Origin of the sequence: Cytobacillus oceanisediminis (genome assembly GCF_007830235.1) — a bacterium.
GTDB lineage: Bacteria > Bacillota > Bacilli > Bacillales > Cytobacillaceae > Cytobacillus > Cytobacillus oceanisediminis.
In genome coordinates this window covers 45054-62759 of the sequence record NZ_VLKI01000007.1, presented here as the reverse complement: position 1 = coordinate 62759, position 17706 = coordinate 45054, and the positions used below count along the sequence as shown (strand labels likewise).

Below are 17706 nucleotides of genomic sequence, written 5' to 3'. Positions count from 1 at the left end.
ATAGGCTCAAACAGATAAAAAGGCTTATATACATTATAAGCATTCTTCACACCTCAATTGTGGTAATTTTCCTTATAAAGAGAAACCCGATAACCTGGCCGGCTGCACCTGCAATCAGCATGGCCTGTCCAATCGGATGGCTGAAAAGAGTGCCTATATAGTCAGGATTCATTACGTAAATAACTGCCCCCAAACCGATCGGCAGAAAACTAATAATTAAGCCCGAAAGCCTTCCCTGTGCTGTTAGTGTCTTGATCTGGTTTTCCAGTTTGTTTCGTTCCCTGTTTGTGTCTACGATCTTTTCAAGCAGATAGGCAAGATTGCCGCCAACCTGCCTTTGAATTAAGATGGCTTCCACCAGCAAGCTTAGATCTTCACTTGGCATTCGTTCTTTCCATTGTATTAAACTATCCTCCATTGACGTTCCATATTGAAGGGATTTAAGCACATACTGAACTTCTTCTTTGATTGGCGAGCCGGATTCCTCTGCCACCATTTGCAGAGATTGAAGAAAGCTAAAGCCTGCCTTGAGAGAACCTATGATGGAATTAAGCATTCCCGGCAAGAGGGCGTTAAACTGTTTGATGCGCTTTCTTTGCTTTTGCTTAAGCCATAGCCTGGGAAGGAAGAATCCAATTACTGCGCCTGCGGCCAATAAGAAAAATTCATTGGCTAAAATATAGAGGATTCCTCCGCTGATGATAACAGAAAACCATTGAAATACTTTGAACTCTTCCGCTTTCATCGGGACACCGGCCAGGCTGAGCTGCGCTTCCAGTTTGACTGCCTGTCTGCTGTTCTTTTTCTTTTTAAGAAGCAGCGCTTTTAATGTGATGTTTCCTCTTTTCAGCAATCGCTTAATGGTTATAGGCTCCCTCTCAGAGTTTTCAGCCATATTTTTTTTATAAGATCTAATGGAACTTAAAAAACAAAGAAAAAGGAAAAAAGTCGTAGAAAGACACAAAAACAAAACCACTGCCATCATCTCTCCACCCTTTCCTGAAAAATGGAAGGCGGAAGAAAAATACCTTCCTGCTCCATCCGCTCATAAAACTTTGGCCGTACACCTGTAGGAACCAGCTTGCCTATGATTTTCCCATCTTCTCCAACTCCATTTTGCTCAAAGACAAAAATATCCTGAAGCACAATGACATCTCCCTCCAAGCCCTGTACTTCCGTTATGTTCGTAATTCTTCGTGAGCCGTCCTTAAGCCTTGATTGCTGGATGATGAGATCAAGTGCCCCTGCAATCTGGCTCCTGATTGCTTTGATTGGCAGCTCCATCCCCGCCATCAGCACCATCGTCTCCAAACGGGACAGCATATCGCGCGGGCTATTCGCATGTCCGGTTGCAAGAGATCCGTCATGCCCTGTATTCATGGCCTGCAGCATATCCAGGGCTTCCCCGCTTCGCACCTCACCAATCACAATACGGTCAGGCCTCATCCTAAGCGAGTTCCTGACAAGATCCCGGATGGTAATCGCACCATTGCCTTCGATATTGGGAGGACGAGTTTCAAGCGTGACCACATGCTCCTGCCCCAATTGAAGCTCTGCTGCATCCTCGATTGTGACAATACGGTCATCATTTGATATAAACGAGGATAATACATTTAATGTTGTCGTTTTTCCTGATCCGGTTCCCCCGCTTACAAAGATGTTCAGCTTTGCTTTTACACAAGCTTCTATAAATTCGGCCATTTCGGGTGTTACGGTTCCAAAGCGGATTAAATCATGAATTGTAAAAGGATCCTTGGAAAATTTCCTGATGGTAATCGTCGGGCCATTTAAGGCGAGCGGCGGAATAATGGCATTTACCCTTGAACCATCCTTGAGGCGCGCATCCACCATCGGACTGCTCTCATCGATTCTCCGTCCCAGGGGTGCCACGATTTTTTCCAATACGGCCATAATATGATCGTTGTCACGGAAGGTTATATCTGTCAGCTGCAAACGGCCGCCCCGCTCTGCATATACCTGATCGGGACCGTTTACCATAACCTCGGAGACATCTTCATCAAGGAGCAATGGGTTAATGGGGCCGTACCCTGTTAGGTCATTCGTTAATTCTTCCTTCAGCTTATCAAGATCGAGGGAAGCCTTCATTCCCTCATTTTCCTGGAGAATTTCTGAAATAATCGAGTCTAGATCCCCGGCAATTTCTTCTACATCCTCTTCTTTGCGTTCTTTTAAAATGTATTTGAAAGCAAGATCCTTCATCTGCTGATATTCACTTTTAGGTGCTGGCGATTTTTTCTTTTCAATGTTAGTCGTCTTTTTAGGCTTTTTCTCCGGCTTCACCGGCAGATCTGCAGAAGATTCATGACCTTCCGCATTAGCATTCAGCTCTGTATGAAGCGGATTTTCATTGGTTTTTTTGAATTCCTTTTGATTCTTCGATTGAATTCTTTCCAATAAGCTCATCTACTCTTCCCCTTACACCGGTTATTTTCTTTTGGAACAGCTTTAGGAAGCCGGAATCTGCGGACTGTTTTTCCTGAGGATAAAGCCGTTCAGCCAGCCCTTCGATTCCTTTTGAAAAACGAAGCTTTGGATGACTAAGCACGATTGGCTCCCCTAAATCGAGTGAGTTTGCTAACTGTGTCTTTTCTGACGGCAAAAAAAAGAATGGCTCCACTCCCACAAGCTTTGGAATCATGCTAGCTTTAATAGCATAAGAACGGTCTTTTTGATTGACTACCAGCTTTACCTTATCCTTTAATTCGAGTGCCTCCAGAGTTTCAATCATCAGCTTTGTATTTTTAAGCGACCCTATACCTGGAGTAGTTATCAGGAGTATGATGTCTGCCATCTCCATTAGCTGAAGGTTCCTGTCGGTTAGTCCTCCCTCTGTTTCAGCCAGGAGCACCTGAGCTTCCGAAAGAAGCGCGCTGACTGTTGCTTCTAGGACATCTGATGTAATCATGTCTGCATATTCCGGCCGGTCCGGTGCCGCCAATACCCCTATCCCTGTTGAATGAATACTGGTATAATTCCGGGCATTCTTGCTATCCTGCTTTTCTGCTATCTCTTTGATAGTCACAGCAGGCTCAAGATTAAGGGCCATTGCAATATCGCCAAACTGCCAATCAGCATCGAGTATATCCACCTTCATCTTTCTTTTTGCAAGCATCGCAGCCAAGTTGACGGTTACAGCTGTTCTCCCTGTCCCGCCTGATGCACTACAAATAACGATCATTTTCCCGCGTTTATAGTTATCTTTAAACGTTCCTGCCAACTTAACCGCTCCTTTCTCTCTATTCACCCTCCTGCTTAACGATTCTGCTACTGATCCAGCCCTGTTTTTTATCAGGAGTTTCAATAAAAAGCCATAGTCTGCCTTCTTCATCCGTCTCTTCTTTTCCAAGGAATCTCAGCTTGGTATCCTGGTCAACGATTGAGGTGATATATCCATTAAGACGGGGTTCTTTGCGAATAATGGAACGCTTTGACAACGTAACTAATTGGGTATCAGGCGCAGGATTTTCCTGTTCTCTCTGCTCCCCTGTCTCAGCTTCTTCCTTTGATGAGAGCTGGCTGTTCAGTACTAAATGCAGACTTCCCCGTTCGCCTGCGTTAATGATTTTTACGCTGTCCTCCTGCTTGAGCTCAAGCGTTACAGACAAATACTCTGACTCGTTGCCTGTATCAGCTTCATTATTTTGCTTTTCTGTAAGCCTTTTTCCTACAGATAGCACACGAACCTTTTCCAGTATCAGTTCCGTTTTTATACCGGATTCGCCAGAAGGAGTTTCTTCGCTTAGGACCACATCCACAAAATCATCCGGTTCAATTTGATTGGAGACAGATTTGACAAAGTCTGTACTGATGGATACTGCCCGAAAACCTTCACTTATTTTTCTTGAAATGACGTTTTCCTCTTCCTTTGCTTCATAAATCCTGTGAAGCATTAGGATTTCCCCTTGCTTTATATCTGCCGAAGCATACTTGCCTATAATCGATTGCGGATCCCGGACAGCCTCAGGATGGATTTGGTTCTCCGGGAATTCAGCCATTGAAAGGTTTTCTTCCGTAATTTTCTCGTTCTTGCCGATATCCAGGCTGGCTGTCACAACTTCAGCCATAGGAACAGCCTTATCGACGGTTACTGTACTTTCCCTATTTATAAATAAATAGAAAAGGAGGGTCGTCATAAGGCCTGAAACTATCGCCAAAAACAATAATTTTTTCGTTTTCATCTGCCTGTCCACCTACTCTGTTAGCCTTACCGCATAAGCTCCCCGATCAAGAGGCATTGCTGTTTCAGCGGTTCCGGCACCTGTTCGTTTTATAAAAATGCCTTTAATAGAATCATCGCTGCTTCCCATGCGGTCCGTGACATAAAAATAAGCAAATCCTGTTATTTTAATGCTTTTGAACTGAGTCGTTGTTTTTTCATAAGGCTTATACACGATAACCAGCATCACCCTGGGGCAGTCCCTGTTCTGATATTCACCCGAAGGATAGGGGCAAGAGTCAATCCTGTAATTGATAGCTGAGCGTGTTTCGCCGGCAATATTCCCTGTCTGTGTCGGGATGATATCCCCGACTTTTAGAGGCTGGTCAAATCCGTATGTCAGGCTTTCACCATATAGCTTAGCACCTGGTCCCTGCAGAGCAAGAACCCCAAAATTACCAGATGCCGAATCCCCTGAATCTACCTTAAGCTGATATGCCTGGCCATATTGAAGAGCAACCGATTCATCAATTCCTAATGGAACAGCCCCCTTTGCCGCACCCATTGGAGCTAAAGCTGCCTTTGCATCTGCCTTCACAGGCAGGCTATCCACCCCGAACAGCGTGGCAAAGAAAAGGGGGACACTTTTTTCAAGCGCTACATACAGCTTGCTGTTATTTTCAATGCTGGACTGCTGCAGGCTGCCTTCTTCCCCATGCGAGGCTAGAATATAGCTAACGACCTCATTGACAGCTGATTCGCTATTCGGTATTTCCTGTGCTCCCGATAAGGCAGCAGCGTTGGCCGTCTTTTGGAGACGGCTTTTTTGCATGTATAAATGTCCTCCATCTATAACAAGGCCAGTCATCGCAATCAAAGCTGCTAAGCCGACGGCAAATAGAACGATTATGCTGCCTTCCTCTTTTTTGGAAATTTTTTTTATAATCATGATCATTCCACCCGTATCGTCGAACTGGTTTTAATGGTGTACGGGACAGCCATGCTTCCCAATCCTTCCAAAAGAGTTTCCGGATATGAAATAGCAACGGTTACATAGGTTCCCGGTTTTCTCGTTCCGGCAGGAGAAATATCTATTGTAAGCCGGGAAGAATCACCTTGTGTAAACTGATTTTTGGCATATGCCCGAATTTCGTCATCCGTTTTTCCAAGGCCACCAAGCCTTACTGACTCCTGCGAGACAAGCTCAAGCTGCATCTGGGTATAGAGGATTCTCCCAAAATCAATCACACCTATTAATAATAGAAGAAACAAGGGCAGAATGAGCGCAAACTCTACCAATGACTGGCCATCTTCCTTTCTTACCATAGGCCAGGCATCCTTTCGAACAGCAGCGAAAGGGCAGTGCCTGCTGCAATTGCCACTCCATAAGGATATGTGGCTGTTAAGGACCCCCTTGAAATGATTGCCGTATTCCGTACACCTTTTAGGAGACTATAAAAAAAGTAAATCATTGACTTCAGCACGCCGCTTCGGAACAGAACAATCCCCAGTGCGATGATTCCTCCGATCACGGCTATATATAAGAATGACTGGAAAACAAATGCTCCGCCCTTTAAGGCGCCAATTAAAGCAAGAAGCTTAACGTCCCCTGCCCCCATGCCTCCCATCAAGTAAGGAATTAGAAGGAGTCCAAGCCCGATCAAAAAGCCAATGAAAGAATGGAATAAGGCATCCCAGCCGCCGCTGGCCAGATGATAGACGAATCCTGCCAAAAGGGCTGGATAGATTACTTTGTTGTAGATTTTTCTGCTCTTTACATCGGTAATGACACATATCAATAGGATAATTACTAGAAAAAGATTCATTTGGATGCCATCCTTTCATTGGGTTTTTGAGTAATTCTTTTAAAGAGGGTGTCCCAAAAGGTTTTTGCACCCTGTTGATTGGAGCGGAAGGGGCGAGACTCCTGCGGGAGAAGCGAGTCAGCGGGAGACCCCGCAGGTGCGAATGCACCGAGGAGGCTCCCGGACCGCCCGCGGAAAGCGAGTCCCTGGAGCGGAAATCAACAGGCCAAATTTTAAAGAGCTATTGCCTTACCAAAAGAGGGTGTCCAAAAGCAATACTTTTGGGACACCCACTTTCTCTTTTCTTTTAAAGTGTTGGCTCTTTGAAACTAATTCCATTAAATAGATCGACGATTTTACCTTTTAAAGCTACTAACGCTACTATTACACCTACAGCCACTAGCCCAAGAATCATGCCATACTCAGTCATCCCTTGTCCTTCTTCTTCGATAAATAATCCTTTAATTCTGTTTAACATGTAAACTCTCTCCTTTTATATAAAAATATGATTTTATTAAGATTGTTCGTTTTTCTCCACAAAGGCTACAGCTTGTCCAGCCGCGGTTGAGGTTTGTTTTATTTTTCCGGCAGGCAGCTCGATGACCGATACAGCTTCCGGAAATCTTTTGCCTGTTTTGCCAGGCGCAAGGCTTTCCTCCAGTCCGACGATTTCATTCCGATCATTCAGATATAAAACATCAATGTTATATCTCATTAGAAAGGTATGAATGCTCGGACATGGCGAAAGATGAAGGGCCAGGTTCTCAGGCATGCTTTTTGTCAGCATCAGGCCTTTAAATCTTTTCCAAAAGGTATTAGCCGGTTTGACATCCTCCGCGATCACTTGCTTCGTATCAAGGTTCAGCAGATTCGTTTTCAGCACCTCCTGCCTTTGTGTTGATCACTTACAATGCTTATTATGCAGGGATTTATGAAAATAAAATATCCCCCGCCTTTCCCTTTATCAAAAGCGGTTTTTATAAGAATGGTTTCCTATATCAGCCCTAACACTCTTTCCAGTATTCCTATATCTATAGGAATTAAAAAAACCTCCTTAATCAGGAGGCTACGGATTGGCTGAACCATTATAGGTTAATTGATAGACTTTTGAAATCGCCTGGGTGCGGTCTGGTACATCAAGCTTTTGAAAGATTTTGGTGAGATGATTTTTAACAGTGTGTTCACTAATGAAGAGTTCCCGTGCGATTTCCTTATTATTTAGTCCCTGGATGACCAGGTCCAGAACTTCTTTTTCTCTGGAGGACAGATTCTTGTGGTTTTTAATGGTGCTCTCTACAGATTTGCTTTCCATAGTATGGCTGCTTTCAGGTTCCAGGGGTAGCTCCTGCTCCACTACCTTGCTGTCTTCCAGGTGCGATAAAAATTCCTGGCGGATCCTTTTCATGTAAGGACGGGCTATAACCGCTTCCATATCTCCTTCGTTCTTGGCATAGGAAACAGCAAGGGCAAATATCTGACTGCCAATGCCTTGTTCTTCGTTTTTAAACGCGGCATCTTCAGCAAGGACCCTAGTTCCATCCTTCACGATCTTAGGAAATTCAGCCTCCGGAAACATTTCAGCCAAATATTCATGTGAAAAGCAATGAAGCTTGCAGGCTATTAAGATGTTTTTAATAAGAGGTTTAGATATATCCAGCTCAGCAGTGAATTCTCGGGCAATTTTAACAGATTCCTCTGCAATCCGATAGGCTTCAGCATCAAACTCTTTGATCGAGGAATGAAGGACTTCGATCTTCCTTTCCATCATATTTTCCTGTCCCTCGCCTGCCAGCTGCAAAGTGACTCCCGCAATCAGGGATAGAGTCTGCAGAAATGGCAGCAGCTCTTCTGTCTCTTGATCCACGGGGCTGTTTGTCCCAGTACAAATTAGCCCTAAAAGTTCTCCCCTAAAATAGAGCGGGCATTCGATAATGGCAGAGGATCCTTCCAGCTTCTTCATACTTGGCACTAACCGATCCGGGGGTAAATCTGATGTTGCAGTGAAGTAATCCTTTGCAGCTCTTTTAAGGTAGCTGCCTTTCTCTCCCTTGATATCCCCTCTGGAAACCAGCATCATTTTTTGCTTTTGGGAATCTTTCAACATCACGGCAGAAAACGGACCTTTGACTAAACTCATGGATATATCTACAAGAATATAGGATATCTTTTTTAAATCAGGTGCAGAGACCAGCATCATGCTGATATCCGCCAGTGCAGATTGCCTGCTGAGATGGCCGCTGTTTTCTTTTCTCAGTGACTCAGCCGAAAGAACCACTTCCAACAGCATTGCCATATTCCTATCTAAATCCTTTACCGTATCCGTAATTACTTCACTTGTTCTGCTTCCGCCAAAAAAGAGAGAAAGGTTTCCATCCCTAAGCTGAATAGGAAAACAGAATAATGACTTTGGATAAAAGTGATAATGCTGAAAAAAAGTATACTTCGGATCTTTTTCGATCTCTTCCCAAAATGCCTGCTCTCCGGTCAGGAGCACCCTTCCGAGAAAGCTTTCCCCAGGCGAAAAGCTGGCTCCCTGTATTCGTTTAGCTTCTTCCCCTGCTGCATGGGAAACCTCATAAAGATCATCATTTCTCTGTTCACATATCCCCAGAAAATCAATTCCGCTGTTTTTTTCAAGGAAGCTGTAAAGAAAACGGGAAACATCCCCCTCTTCCGTTTTTACGGCTTCCTGAAGAACCTTCAAGTGTTCTGAAAACAGAGAATCTCCGCCACCTATTAATCGGGATATCATTTTTGCCGCTTTCTTTGCGGAAAGGAGCCACTCTTTCTTGTTTTCCAGTGTGAAGAGTGGTGTCTGAGACAAGATGCTATCTATATCCCCATCATCTATCAAGTGATCGATTTTATTTTTAATCATATCTCTTGAGCTTGGCTCCATTTTTACACCGCTCCATAATAAATATCCGGGGTGGCCTTCCACCGGGGCAATACAGGCATAAACACCCGGCAAAATGTCAATAAAGAAAGTTTTTGAGAGTTCAAATTCCTTTGTTACAGTCTCTATGATTTCATTCACCGCGCCACGTTCGAGCAGCAGATTAAAAAGCGCGTTATGGCCCTTTGCCAGCATTATGATATCGCCTGATTCATCCGTAATGAAATTCGTCAGGCCATATTGGCTCGCATACATTTCCTGCAATTCTTCAATGAGGTCAAATGATTGAATCATAAAGGTTCCAGCTCGCTTGTAAAACTAAATTCAGCAATAACGGCAGGTTCCTTATACCGGAAATACGCCATGGCTCCTTCTCCAGTCCTTTGAAGGATGCCTTGGGCAGTTAAACTCTCCAGGATCGGCTCCAGATCGGACATTTTTCTCCCCAGCCTTTTCTCCAGTCCCTGTATGGTCTCAAATAAATAAGGGTTGGACTGAAACAGCGTCAAACATTCCATTTCAAGTGACAAATGCTCTCTTTTCACCATATTCTTCCCTCCTCTATACTAATCGGATATATGGCTTTTGACCGATGCTTTCCAGCAGATAAGGCTTTGAAATTTGACCATCCGGAGATTTGGTTACCTGCAAGTACTGATAAGAACCATCCACCCAGGTTTTAAAAACTCCATTTGATGTGCGTTCCAAAAACGAGGCCGCCTGTTCACCGACTTCTTTAAAATTACACAGAACGAGGACCGTCATTCCAAAAGACCTTGCGAATGCTGTTTCTTTTGCAAATGACCTTAAGACATACTCGGCTCCCCGCTCATTAAATATCGTACTTAAATCATAATAGGCAAACCAATCTTTATGATTTTCCTTGCATTCTTTCACCAAGCCTTTGCACTTCTCCCACAGAAAACGGTCATAATCCTTATTTTCCATCCCCTGAACATGGAAGACTGAGCCCTCCCAGCCCGCAGGAAACGGCCGGTTATAATGCTCAATAAAATATAATCTCTTTTCTCTTGCTAATTGGTCGATATCAATGCCATAAAGATCCATAAGGGCTTTCAGCTCAGTTACAGTTTGGGTGCTCGACAGAAGGCTTAAGATACGGTTTCCAGCCTTTACCCGTTCTGCATAAATTGCCCCTACAATATGGCGGTAATTTGCCTTGCTGTTTGTATCCAGCATATATACCGCCCCTTTGGCCATGCCTCCTCCAAGAAGATTGTCCAGCTCTGGAATGCCAGTTTTAATTTTTTCATTCTGGTCGCTAATATATTTATCCGTTACGATTTGAGAAGCCAGCAGGAGGTAAATGCCTTTATCCGTTATTTGGTAGATATGCTCTCCTTCATTAATTTTCGTTCCCCTCATCTTCGTTACTTCCAATGTTCTTTTCCGGAAAATATTCATATGCTCTTTCAGTGATAAGCGGATCACACCATCTGCAATAAAATGTTCAAACGGAATCTTCCTTCTATCAAGGCTGGAAAGCTCTTGGATGAACAATGAAGTAAGCCCAAACTTTCTCACAATGTTGCGTAACGTATATAAAAGACTTCTTCCATTCTCACCTGTTTTATCTGGTAAATACTCAAATAGGCTAATGCTATCAATCACAATCCGCCTGCAATCAATCTCCCGGACCAGCTGCTCAAATAAACCATCCTTAGAAGTCATTTGGTCCAGGAAAATATCAGGAGAAATGCCAATAACCCTTAGCCTATTTTTTCTTTCTAAATCCTTTAAGTCCCAGCCGTAGCTTTCCATATCTTCATAGATTTGATCCGGAAATTCTTCGAATGTAAAAAAGATTCCTGGCTCATTATGATCAACAATTCCCTTGTACAAAAACTGCATCCCTAAAGTTGTTTTCCCTGTACCTGGCGCTCCTTCCAGGACAATGGCAGAACCTTGAGGTATCCCGCCATCCAAAACCTTGTCCAATCCCCGTATTCCCGTTGATACCTTCATAAGATTAACACCCTCTCTCTGTTGTTCGAAAAATCGCATCAGGAATGAGAAAGAGTTCATCTTATCTTAATCTAACCCTTGCGGACTGAATATCCCCCACCATTCCCATTCTGAATCGATTATTACTTATGTTCCGTATTGCAGCTATGTATTTTCCATGCCAGAGAAATAAATTTCCATCCTATAACATTTATACCCTCTATACCCAGTTATGTTTTAAACTAAAAGTTTTGTGAAATATTTCTGAGTAATTGGGAATATAGTAGGAAACATCTTTAAACAATTACTAAAAAGGGAATTTAACTAACTAAAACATGTGATTTTTTATTAATGAAGAAAAAGCAAGCTGCCCCCATCCAAAATAGGAAGGGGGCAGCTTGCTAAATATCCAAAAGATCCTGTGGAATTTTCCCGGAATTGCTTGCCGTTAAACTTTCTATATTTTTCGTAACTTTCGTAGTGTAGGTGAAGTCCCCATAACAATATGGGTAGCGGAAGTTATTTTTATCACCGCCGCAGTTATAAACTTGAGGGTTCTTTTCTGCCTGCGCAAGTGAGAACTCTTTGGCTATCTCTTCACTATGCTTCCCGCCTTGACTGGCTACAAAGTCAATATACCCAATTCCCATATTATAAGCCTGGATTACGGTTGGAAAATCTACATTTTTCTTGTTTCCGTAATTTAAAGCTCTCTTGAAATGTTTTACTCCCTGTTTGATGCTCTGTTCCGGATCCTTGATGGAGTTAGGAGGCAAGCCCGCAGATTCAGAGGCCTGCATCGGGTCTCCGCCCTTCCCTTTGCTTTCCTGCTGCATAATGGCCGCCAAAACGAAGGTATATTCTTCGAGATTTACCTCTTCCAATTCCCTTTGAAGGATAGGTGTATATTTTTGTACATCTTCAGCTACAGGATTAGGAAGGAAAGAAATTGCTTTTTCCTCTACCTTCATTTGTAAAAATTGATCGATCAATACAAAGGAAAAAATAATAAAAAATAACAATAAAGCAATATTTGAACTTCTTTTTACCCGTTTTTTACTCTTTTTGCGCTTCATCGCTGCTCTCCCAGTTTTTCTATTATTTCAGATGTTTCTATTATACTAATTTAATAGGATTACAGCAAAATGGTGATTATTTTTATATACTTCACTAGATTTCAAAGGGCTATTTTTTTACTGATAAAGATTTATCGGTCAGTTTTTTATGTTTATCGGTCAGATTCTTGATATATCGGTCATTTTTCCGATTTAACGGTCAGATTTGAATTATATCGGTCACTTCGCTTCATACCAACATTCTACTAATACAAAGGTTGGAATAATAAAAACGGAGACTCTGCGCCTCCGTTAATGTTTTAATGAATTATAATGAATAAGCCCTACCTATTTATTCCTTTTAACAACAACCCTGGCTTGCTCCTCCAGCGGCTGAATGACTGCAGACATATCCAGGTCATCCAGCCCTTTTTCTGCTGCCTTTTTAAAAGCTTGTTCAGCCAACTGCCCTGTGTATCGTTCTAGCCCTGCTTCATGCAGAAGCTGGTTGGCCAGACGGACATCTTTATGGACGTATTTCACTGCTCCGCCAGGCTCGAAATTTCGGTCAAATACGTACTGTTCCATATGCCTCCGCAGGATTCGGCTGTCTCCATAGCTTACTTTTAAAATGTTAAACAGCTGTTCGGAATCCAAACCATATGCAGCCCCGGCAACCATTGCCTCTGATGCTGCGAGTGAATGGACAGCAACAAGATACTGGTTAATCAGCTTGGCAATGCTGCCTGAACCTGGCTGGCCGAGATATTCTATCGTTTCACCAAGCACCTCCAGGATCGGTTTTGCTTTTTCAAAAGCATCCTTCTCACCGCCAACCATGATGGTTAAAGTGCCGTTTTCCGCTCCTTCCGGCCCTCCGCTTACAGGAGAGTCGAGATAGCTGATTCCTTTCGCGTTTGCCTGCCCGAAAATGGTTTTACTCGTATCAGCCCCTACGGATGTCAAATCAATGCAGACCGTTCCAGGCCGGGCATTCTCGATAATGCCGTCCGGGCCTGTGTATACCTCATTGACATCTTCAGGCATCGATAAGCATGTACAAATGACATCACATCGGCTGGCAAGGGAACTGATGGATTCAGCATATAAGGCTCCCTGCTCCAAAAGGGGTTTCGCTTTTTCAACTGTCCGATTGTAAATGTATACTTGAAATTCACGATCCAGGAGACGCTTTGCCATCCGCGAACCCATTACCCCGGTACCGATAAAGCCAATTTTCATGCTAGGCTCCTCCTTTTTCTGCTGATTTGATCCACTTAAAGCTCTCTTCGCTTCGGCCCTGAGGATTATATTCAAGGCCAATTTCGCCTTTATAAGATTCATTCAGATACTCGAAGATATCCTTATAATTCATTCCGCCAGTTCCAGGCTCATTCCTCCCTGGATGATCGGCAATCTGCACATGGCCCACGAGATCCTTATATTGTTGATAGATTTTCAGAGGATTCCCATGAATTCTCTCAATATGATAAAAATCAAATTGCAGCTTTACATTAGGCAAGCCAATGACATCAATGATTTCCACGGCTTGATCGATGTTATTTAAGAAGTATCCTGGCATATCATAAGGATTGATCGGTTCAATAAGCAAAGTAATGCCATACTTCGCCATCTCTGTTCCAGCATATAAAAGATTATCCATAAAGACCTGCCTTGCTTTTTCCAGATCACTTTCTGCAACGATTCCAGCCATACAGTGGACCTTGTCAGCATCCAGCGTTTGAGCATAGCGAATGGCTTCATCCACCGACTTTTTGAACTCTGCCGTCCGGTTTGGTATTGCCGCAATTCCCCTGTCTCCTTTTTCCCAATCGCCAGGCGGCAAATTGATCAAAACCATTGATAGCTGATTCCTTTCAAGCTCCTTTTTGACTTCTTCTTTTGAAAAAGCATACGGAAACTGGCACTCTACTTTTGAAAAGCCAGATTCGACCGTTTTTTTAAAACGCTCCAAAAAAGGCACTTCTGTAAAAATGGTTGAAAGATTAACAGCAAATTTATTCATTACAACCTCCAGTTATTAAAAAGGAAACTTCTGATCTTCCTCGAGATTTAAGATAAAAGCTTTAACCAAATCCTTAGTTGCTTCAAGATCAGTGTAATCAATTACTTCAACAGGCGAATGAGCATACCGGGATGGAATGGAGAGAACGCCCGTCGGAATGCCTTTGTTTGCATAAGCGACCGCACCCCCGTCTGTGCCGATTCCAGGGAACACTTCAAGCTGAAACGGAATGGAATTTTCCTTTGCTATCTTAACAAGCATGTCTTTCATTGTTTTATGAACAATCAAACTGAAATCCATCACCTTTATGCCCGCTCCCCGGCTCAGCCCGAGGCTTCCATCCATTGTTTCTTCCGGTGTATCACTGACTGCAGTCGTATCAATGGCAATGGCTGCATCAGCCTGTATATGTTCTGCAGCTGTTTTGGCTCCTCTTAACCCGACTTCCTCCTGAACAGCGAACAGTAATATCAATTCGCCAGCAAAAGTGGAATCTTTTAATTCATCGAGAGCTTGTATTAAAACGGCGCATCCTGCCCGATCATCCAGCGCCTTCGAACGAATTTTCCTGCTTCCTTCAGGGCCAAATACCAGGAATTCCGTACCCCAGGTTACGGGTGTTCCGACTTCAATCCCCATTTCTTCCGCTTCCTCTTTTGATGAAGCGCCAATATCAATATACATTTGCGAATGCTTTCTCACTTTATTGGGATCATCAAATTTTACATAATGAGCAGACATTGTGCCGATAACCCCGTGCACCTCACCTTCAGTTCCCATTACTTTTACAGGCTGGGCAAGAAGGATGCGGTCATCGTTTCCACCTAATTTTTCAAAACGGAGCAAGCCGTTTGACTCAATCTTTTTTATCATAAAGCCGATTTCATCCATATGGGCAGTTAATAAGATAGCAGGTCCCGGCTTGCTGCCTTTCTTGCGTGCAATTACATTGCCGATTGGATCGATCATGACAGAGTCCGTTTTATCTTCCAGATACTCTTTTATATAATAAGAAACAGCGTGCTCATACCCGCATGGCTCCGATAGATTTGTCAGTGTTTTTAATAATTCAATCATTTTTAAAGCTCCTTTTTCTGTTCAAGGTCGTAGCCATTTACAAAATACTCAATAACCTCAAGTTCATTTTCATTCAGTTCGCGGTTTTTATAAGCTCTATAAGCTTTCTTTATTTCTGCCTTTTCCCCATTCAGTTGCATGGTTAGTTGAGCAGCCTTTCTAAGCAATTCTGCTTCTTGCATATATTCAGCTCTTGAGAGTGCTTTCCAGTGGGAAAGAATATAAGTATCAGCATCGAACTTTTCGATAGAGTCCAATAACTTGAGCATTCGTCCTGAAGTGAAATTCCATTTACTTGAATAAAGATTCGCATAAATGGCATCTCCCAAAAATAAAATTTTTTCTTCCTTAATATATACCACTACAGAATCGGCAGAATGGTCCCCTCCAACATGCTGCAATTGGCAAGTAACACCCCCAAGGTCGATTTCTAGCCTTTTCTCGAAAGTAATGTCAGGCAGCTTAATCTTAATATCCCGGTCACTGCCAAACTCTTTTTTGATCGCGCTTGCGCAAAATTCAATCTCGACTCCTGATCTTACTCGTTCATCCAATGCTTCATCTGTCCATTGAAATGGCTTTAGCCTCTCCATTTCTGTTTTAGTAAGGCTTGATGCGATTGAAAGCATATCGAGTGCCGGCAATCCGAAAATATGGTCCCAATGCCAGTGTGTCAGCACCGCCATACTTGGTGCCGGTATATGATGCTTCTCTAGCTCACTTAAAAAATAACTTGCATGTGCCTCGGAATTGCCTGCATCAATCATCAGCGTCATCTTGTCACCAATTACCGCGCCTAAAATGGGCCTGTCCGTCTCTGAAACAGGGGTCTGGTACCAAAATCTATCGGTGATTTTTTTTAGTGTTTGCAAAAGATCTCCCCCTAAGGTTGCTTTCTTACTTAATTCGGTAAAAATAAATAGAACCCTTTTTTTCTTATCTTAAAATATTAAAAAGGCTGCTCTCCAGCTTAACAGCCAACATCCAGCAGACCCTCCAAATTTATTAATTATTTCATTCCATCACGGTTATTAGGGAAAAATCTAACCCTCTCCAGAGAAAAGAATTTCGCGCTCCCTGGTCAACAGCCAAAAGCAATCTGAGTAATGATCATTTTATCTTATGAAAACATCCATATAAATTTTCCACTGCTGTGCTCACAGCGAGTTTGGTCAAAATTTCATATTCAAGAAGCTTTTAATGAAAAAACCAGGTAACCTCCTTTTTCGGGAAGCTCCTGGTTTAATATAAGAATTATTGGATGTCCTGCTCGTGATAAAGATGAGGAACTTTTTGCTCCTTGCCTTTCACCGCTTCTGGCCCATGGTTTTCAGGACGGACAAGATCATATACAGCCGTTCCTACAATTTCAGCAACGTCTTGCAGCTTTTCCTTGCTGATTTTATCAATTGTATCTTCCGGAGTGTGATACCAAGGCTCCAGGGCTCTATGGATAAAGGAAGCTGAAGGAATCCCAACTTCATAGAATGAAACATGGTCACTGCTTCTGCCAGGCTGAATCGGAGTTGGTTCACCGTTTAAGCGGGCACTAGATGCCTGTGCATGACTTGAAACGACGTTATCATTTCCATCCACTGTATTTATAACGAGGTCGCCAGCATCACGGCTGCCCACCATATCAAGATTAAAGTAGCCTACAAATCGCTTCTTTTCTTCTTCAGAAAGCTGGCTTGCATAATAGCGGGACCCGATCAATCCAAGCTCTTCTGCACCAAATGTCATGAACCGGAGCTCTTTATCAGTAGGAAGATCTTTTAATATACGTGCAAGTTCGAGTGTCATGGATGTGCCGGATGCATCGTCGTTCGCGCCTGGTGCACCTGGAACAGAATCATGATGAGCACCGATTGCGACGATATCATTTGTCCCTTTATTTTTGTTTGTTGACGCCTTTGTAGCAATTACGTTGTGTGAAGTTCTGATTCCGCCTTCAGCACCCTCGATATTAACAGTTGCTGTTAAAGTCTCCCCGTTATTTAAATCTGCCAAAATAGCTTGTCCAGCGTCCCTTGTAATAGAAACAACAGGAACATAGGCATCATTTGGTCCACCAAGAGTGCCATTAATTACTCCATCTGCATTGTTAAAAATAATGACACCTTCAGCACCTTGAGCTGCAGCGTTTAAAACCTTATCAGCAAATGAGATGGCACCTCGCTCAACAAGGGCAATTTTTCCAGTTAAATCCAGCCCCTCGACTTCCGCTTTTGTCCCCAAACCAATGAACACCAATTCACCCGTTACATCTCCATCCATGCCATATGTAAAGGATTTAGGTTCCAGATTCCCTTCATATCCGTCAACGCTTAATTCAACAGTAGTTGGCGCCGTGTAGCCATAAAACTGGAATTCCTGGAGTTTGGTCTCATAGCCATAAGATTCAAATTGCTCTTTCACATATTTAATTGCATTTTGCTCTTCTACCGTTCCGGCTACACGCGGAGTCCGTGATAGATATTCTATATTATTATATATATTATCAACATTAATATTGTTTACGACCTTGTTATCGAACACATTGAAAGGCTGAACCTGCTGTAAATCGACAGGTTTTGCGTATACTTGTGCCCCCAGTGAACTTACCGCTAATCCTGCAGCTAAAGCAATTGTTAAAATTGGTTTCTTTTTCATATATTTCCTCCTAAAATAGTAAAATAGTTATTACCAGGAAAATATTAAAATAT

The 17706-nt window shown here is 42.9% G+C and carries 18 protein-coding genes; all 18 read right to left on the bottom strand.

What is annotated here, in order from left to right:
• Nucleotides 1-46: 46 nt before the first annotated feature.
• The 18 genes from IQ19_RS13385 to IQ19_RS13295 all read right to left on the bottom strand — a co-directional run bounded on the left by IQ19_RS13385 (nucleotide 47) and on the right by IQ19_RS13295 (nucleotide 17653).
• Nucleotides 47-895, bottom strand: coding sequence for a type II secretion system F family protein (locus tag IQ19_RS13385; protein WP_242020996.1), 849 nt, complete (start codon nucleotides 893-895; stop codon nucleotides 47-49).
• Nucleotides 896-981: 86 nt separating this feature from the next.
• Nucleotides 982-2424, bottom strand: coding sequence for a TadA family conjugal transfer-associated ATPase (locus IQ19_RS13380; protein WP_144542900.1), 1443 nt, complete (start codon nucleotides 2422-2424; stop codon nucleotides 982-984).
• Nucleotides 2366-3238: a CpaE/TadZ family protein gene (locus IQ19_RS13375; RefSeq protein ID WP_206752426.1), complete on the bottom strand. Its 873-nt coding sequence runs from the start codon at nucleotides 3236-3238 to the stop codon at nucleotides 2366-2368. The genes IQ19_RS13380 and IQ19_RS13375 overlap by 59 nt, the downstream gene beginning before the upstream one ends.
• 19 nt (nucleotides 3239-3257) lie before the next feature.
• Nucleotides 3258-4199 carry a Flp pilus assembly protein CpaB gene (gene cpaB / locus IQ19_RS13370; RefSeq protein ID WP_144542898.1) on the bottom strand — a complete coding sequence of 314 codons (942 nt, stop codon included), beginning with the start codon at nucleotides 4197-4199 and terminating at the stop codon, nucleotides 3258-3260.
• A 12-nt stretch (nucleotides 4200-4211) separates the two neighbouring features.
• Nucleotides 4212-5126: a pilus assembly protein TadG-related protein gene (locus tag IQ19_RS13365; protein WP_144542897.1), complete on the bottom strand. Its 915-nt coding sequence runs from the start codon at nucleotides 5124-5126 to the stop codon at nucleotides 4212-4214.
• A gap of 2 nt (nucleotides 5127-5128) precedes the next feature.
• Nucleotides 5129-5503, bottom strand: a complete 375-nt coding sequence (locus IQ19_RS13360; RefSeq protein WP_144542896.1) for a TadE/TadG family type IV pilus assembly protein — start codon at nucleotides 5501-5503, stop codon at nucleotides 5129-5131.
• Nucleotides 5497-6003 (bottom strand): A24 family peptidase, encoded by a 507-nt coding sequence (locus IQ19_RS13355; RefSeq protein WP_144542895.1) that lies wholly within the window; start codon nucleotides 6001-6003, stop codon nucleotides 5497-5499. The genes IQ19_RS13360 and IQ19_RS13355 overlap by 7 nt, the downstream gene beginning before the upstream one ends.
• A gap of 286 nt (nucleotides 6004-6289) precedes the next feature.
• Nucleotides 6290-6460, bottom strand: a complete 171-nt coding sequence (locus IQ19_RS13345) for a Flp family type IVb pilin (RefSeq protein ID WP_144542893.1) — start codon at nucleotides 6458-6460, stop codon at nucleotides 6290-6292.
• A gap of 36 nt (nucleotides 6461-6496) precedes the next feature.
• Nucleotides 6497-6865, bottom strand: coding sequence for a DUF192 domain-containing protein (locus tag IQ19_RS13340; RefSeq protein ID WP_144542892.1), 369 nt, complete (start codon nucleotides 6863-6865; stop codon nucleotides 6497-6499).
• 183 nt (nucleotides 6866-7048) lie between these two features.
• A complete protein-coding gene (locus IQ19_RS28515; RefSeq protein ID WP_242020995.1) occupies nucleotides 7049-9172 on the bottom strand; it encodes a LuxR family transcriptional regulator in 2124 nt (707 codons plus the stop codon).
• Nucleotides 9169-9426 carry a hypothetical protein gene (locus IQ19_RS13330; protein WP_144542891.1) on the bottom strand — a complete coding sequence of 86 codons (258 nt, stop codon included), beginning with the start codon at nucleotides 9424-9426 and terminating at the stop codon, nucleotides 9169-9171. The genes IQ19_RS28515 and IQ19_RS13330 overlap by 4 nt, the downstream gene beginning before the upstream one ends.
• Nucleotides 9427-9439: 13 nt before the next feature.
• Complete coding sequence (locus IQ19_RS13325; protein ID WP_144542890.1) at nucleotides 9440-10864, bottom strand: DUF7125 family protein; 1425 nt, start codon at nucleotides 10862-10864, stop codon at nucleotides 9440-9442.
• A gap of 380 nt (nucleotides 10865-11244) precedes the next feature.
• The gene (locus IQ19_RS13320; RefSeq protein WP_144542889.1) at nucleotides 11245-11919 is read right to left on the bottom strand and encodes a lysozyme family protein; all 675 of its coding nucleotides are present in this window, start codon (nucleotides 11917-11919) and stop codon (nucleotides 11245-11247) included.
• 327 nt (nucleotides 11920-12246) lie between these two features.
• Nucleotides 12247-13140 (bottom strand): NAD(P)-dependent oxidoreductase, encoded by an 894-nt coding sequence (locus IQ19_RS13315; RefSeq protein WP_242020994.1) that lies wholly within the window; start codon nucleotides 13138-13140, stop codon nucleotides 12247-12249.
• 1 nt (nucleotide 13141) lies between these two features.
• The gene (locus tag IQ19_RS13310) at nucleotides 13142-13924 is read right to left on the bottom strand and encodes a hydroxypyruvate isomerase family protein (protein ID WP_144542887.1); all 783 of its coding nucleotides are present in this window, start codon (nucleotides 13922-13924) and stop codon (nucleotides 13142-13144) included.
• A gap of 15 nt (nucleotides 13925-13939) precedes the next feature.
• The gene (locus IQ19_RS13305) at nucleotides 13940-15001 is read right to left on the bottom strand and encodes a M42 family metallopeptidase (protein WP_144542886.1); all 1062 of its coding nucleotides are present in this window, start codon (nucleotides 14999-15001) and stop codon (nucleotides 13940-13942) included.
• Nucleotides 15002-15003: 2 nt separating this feature from the next.
• On the bottom strand, nucleotides 15004-15873 hold the full coding sequence (locus IQ19_RS13300; protein WP_144542885.1) for an MBL fold metallo-hydrolase: 870 nt from the start codon (nucleotides 15871-15873) through the stop codon (nucleotides 15004-15006).
• A 382-nt stretch (nucleotides 15874-16255) separates the two neighbouring features.
• Nucleotides 16256-17653, bottom strand: a complete 1398-nt coding sequence (locus tag IQ19_RS13295; protein ID WP_144542884.1) for a M28 family peptidase — start codon at nucleotides 17651-17653, stop codon at nucleotides 16256-16258.
• Nucleotides 17654-17706: the final 53 nt, after the last annotated feature.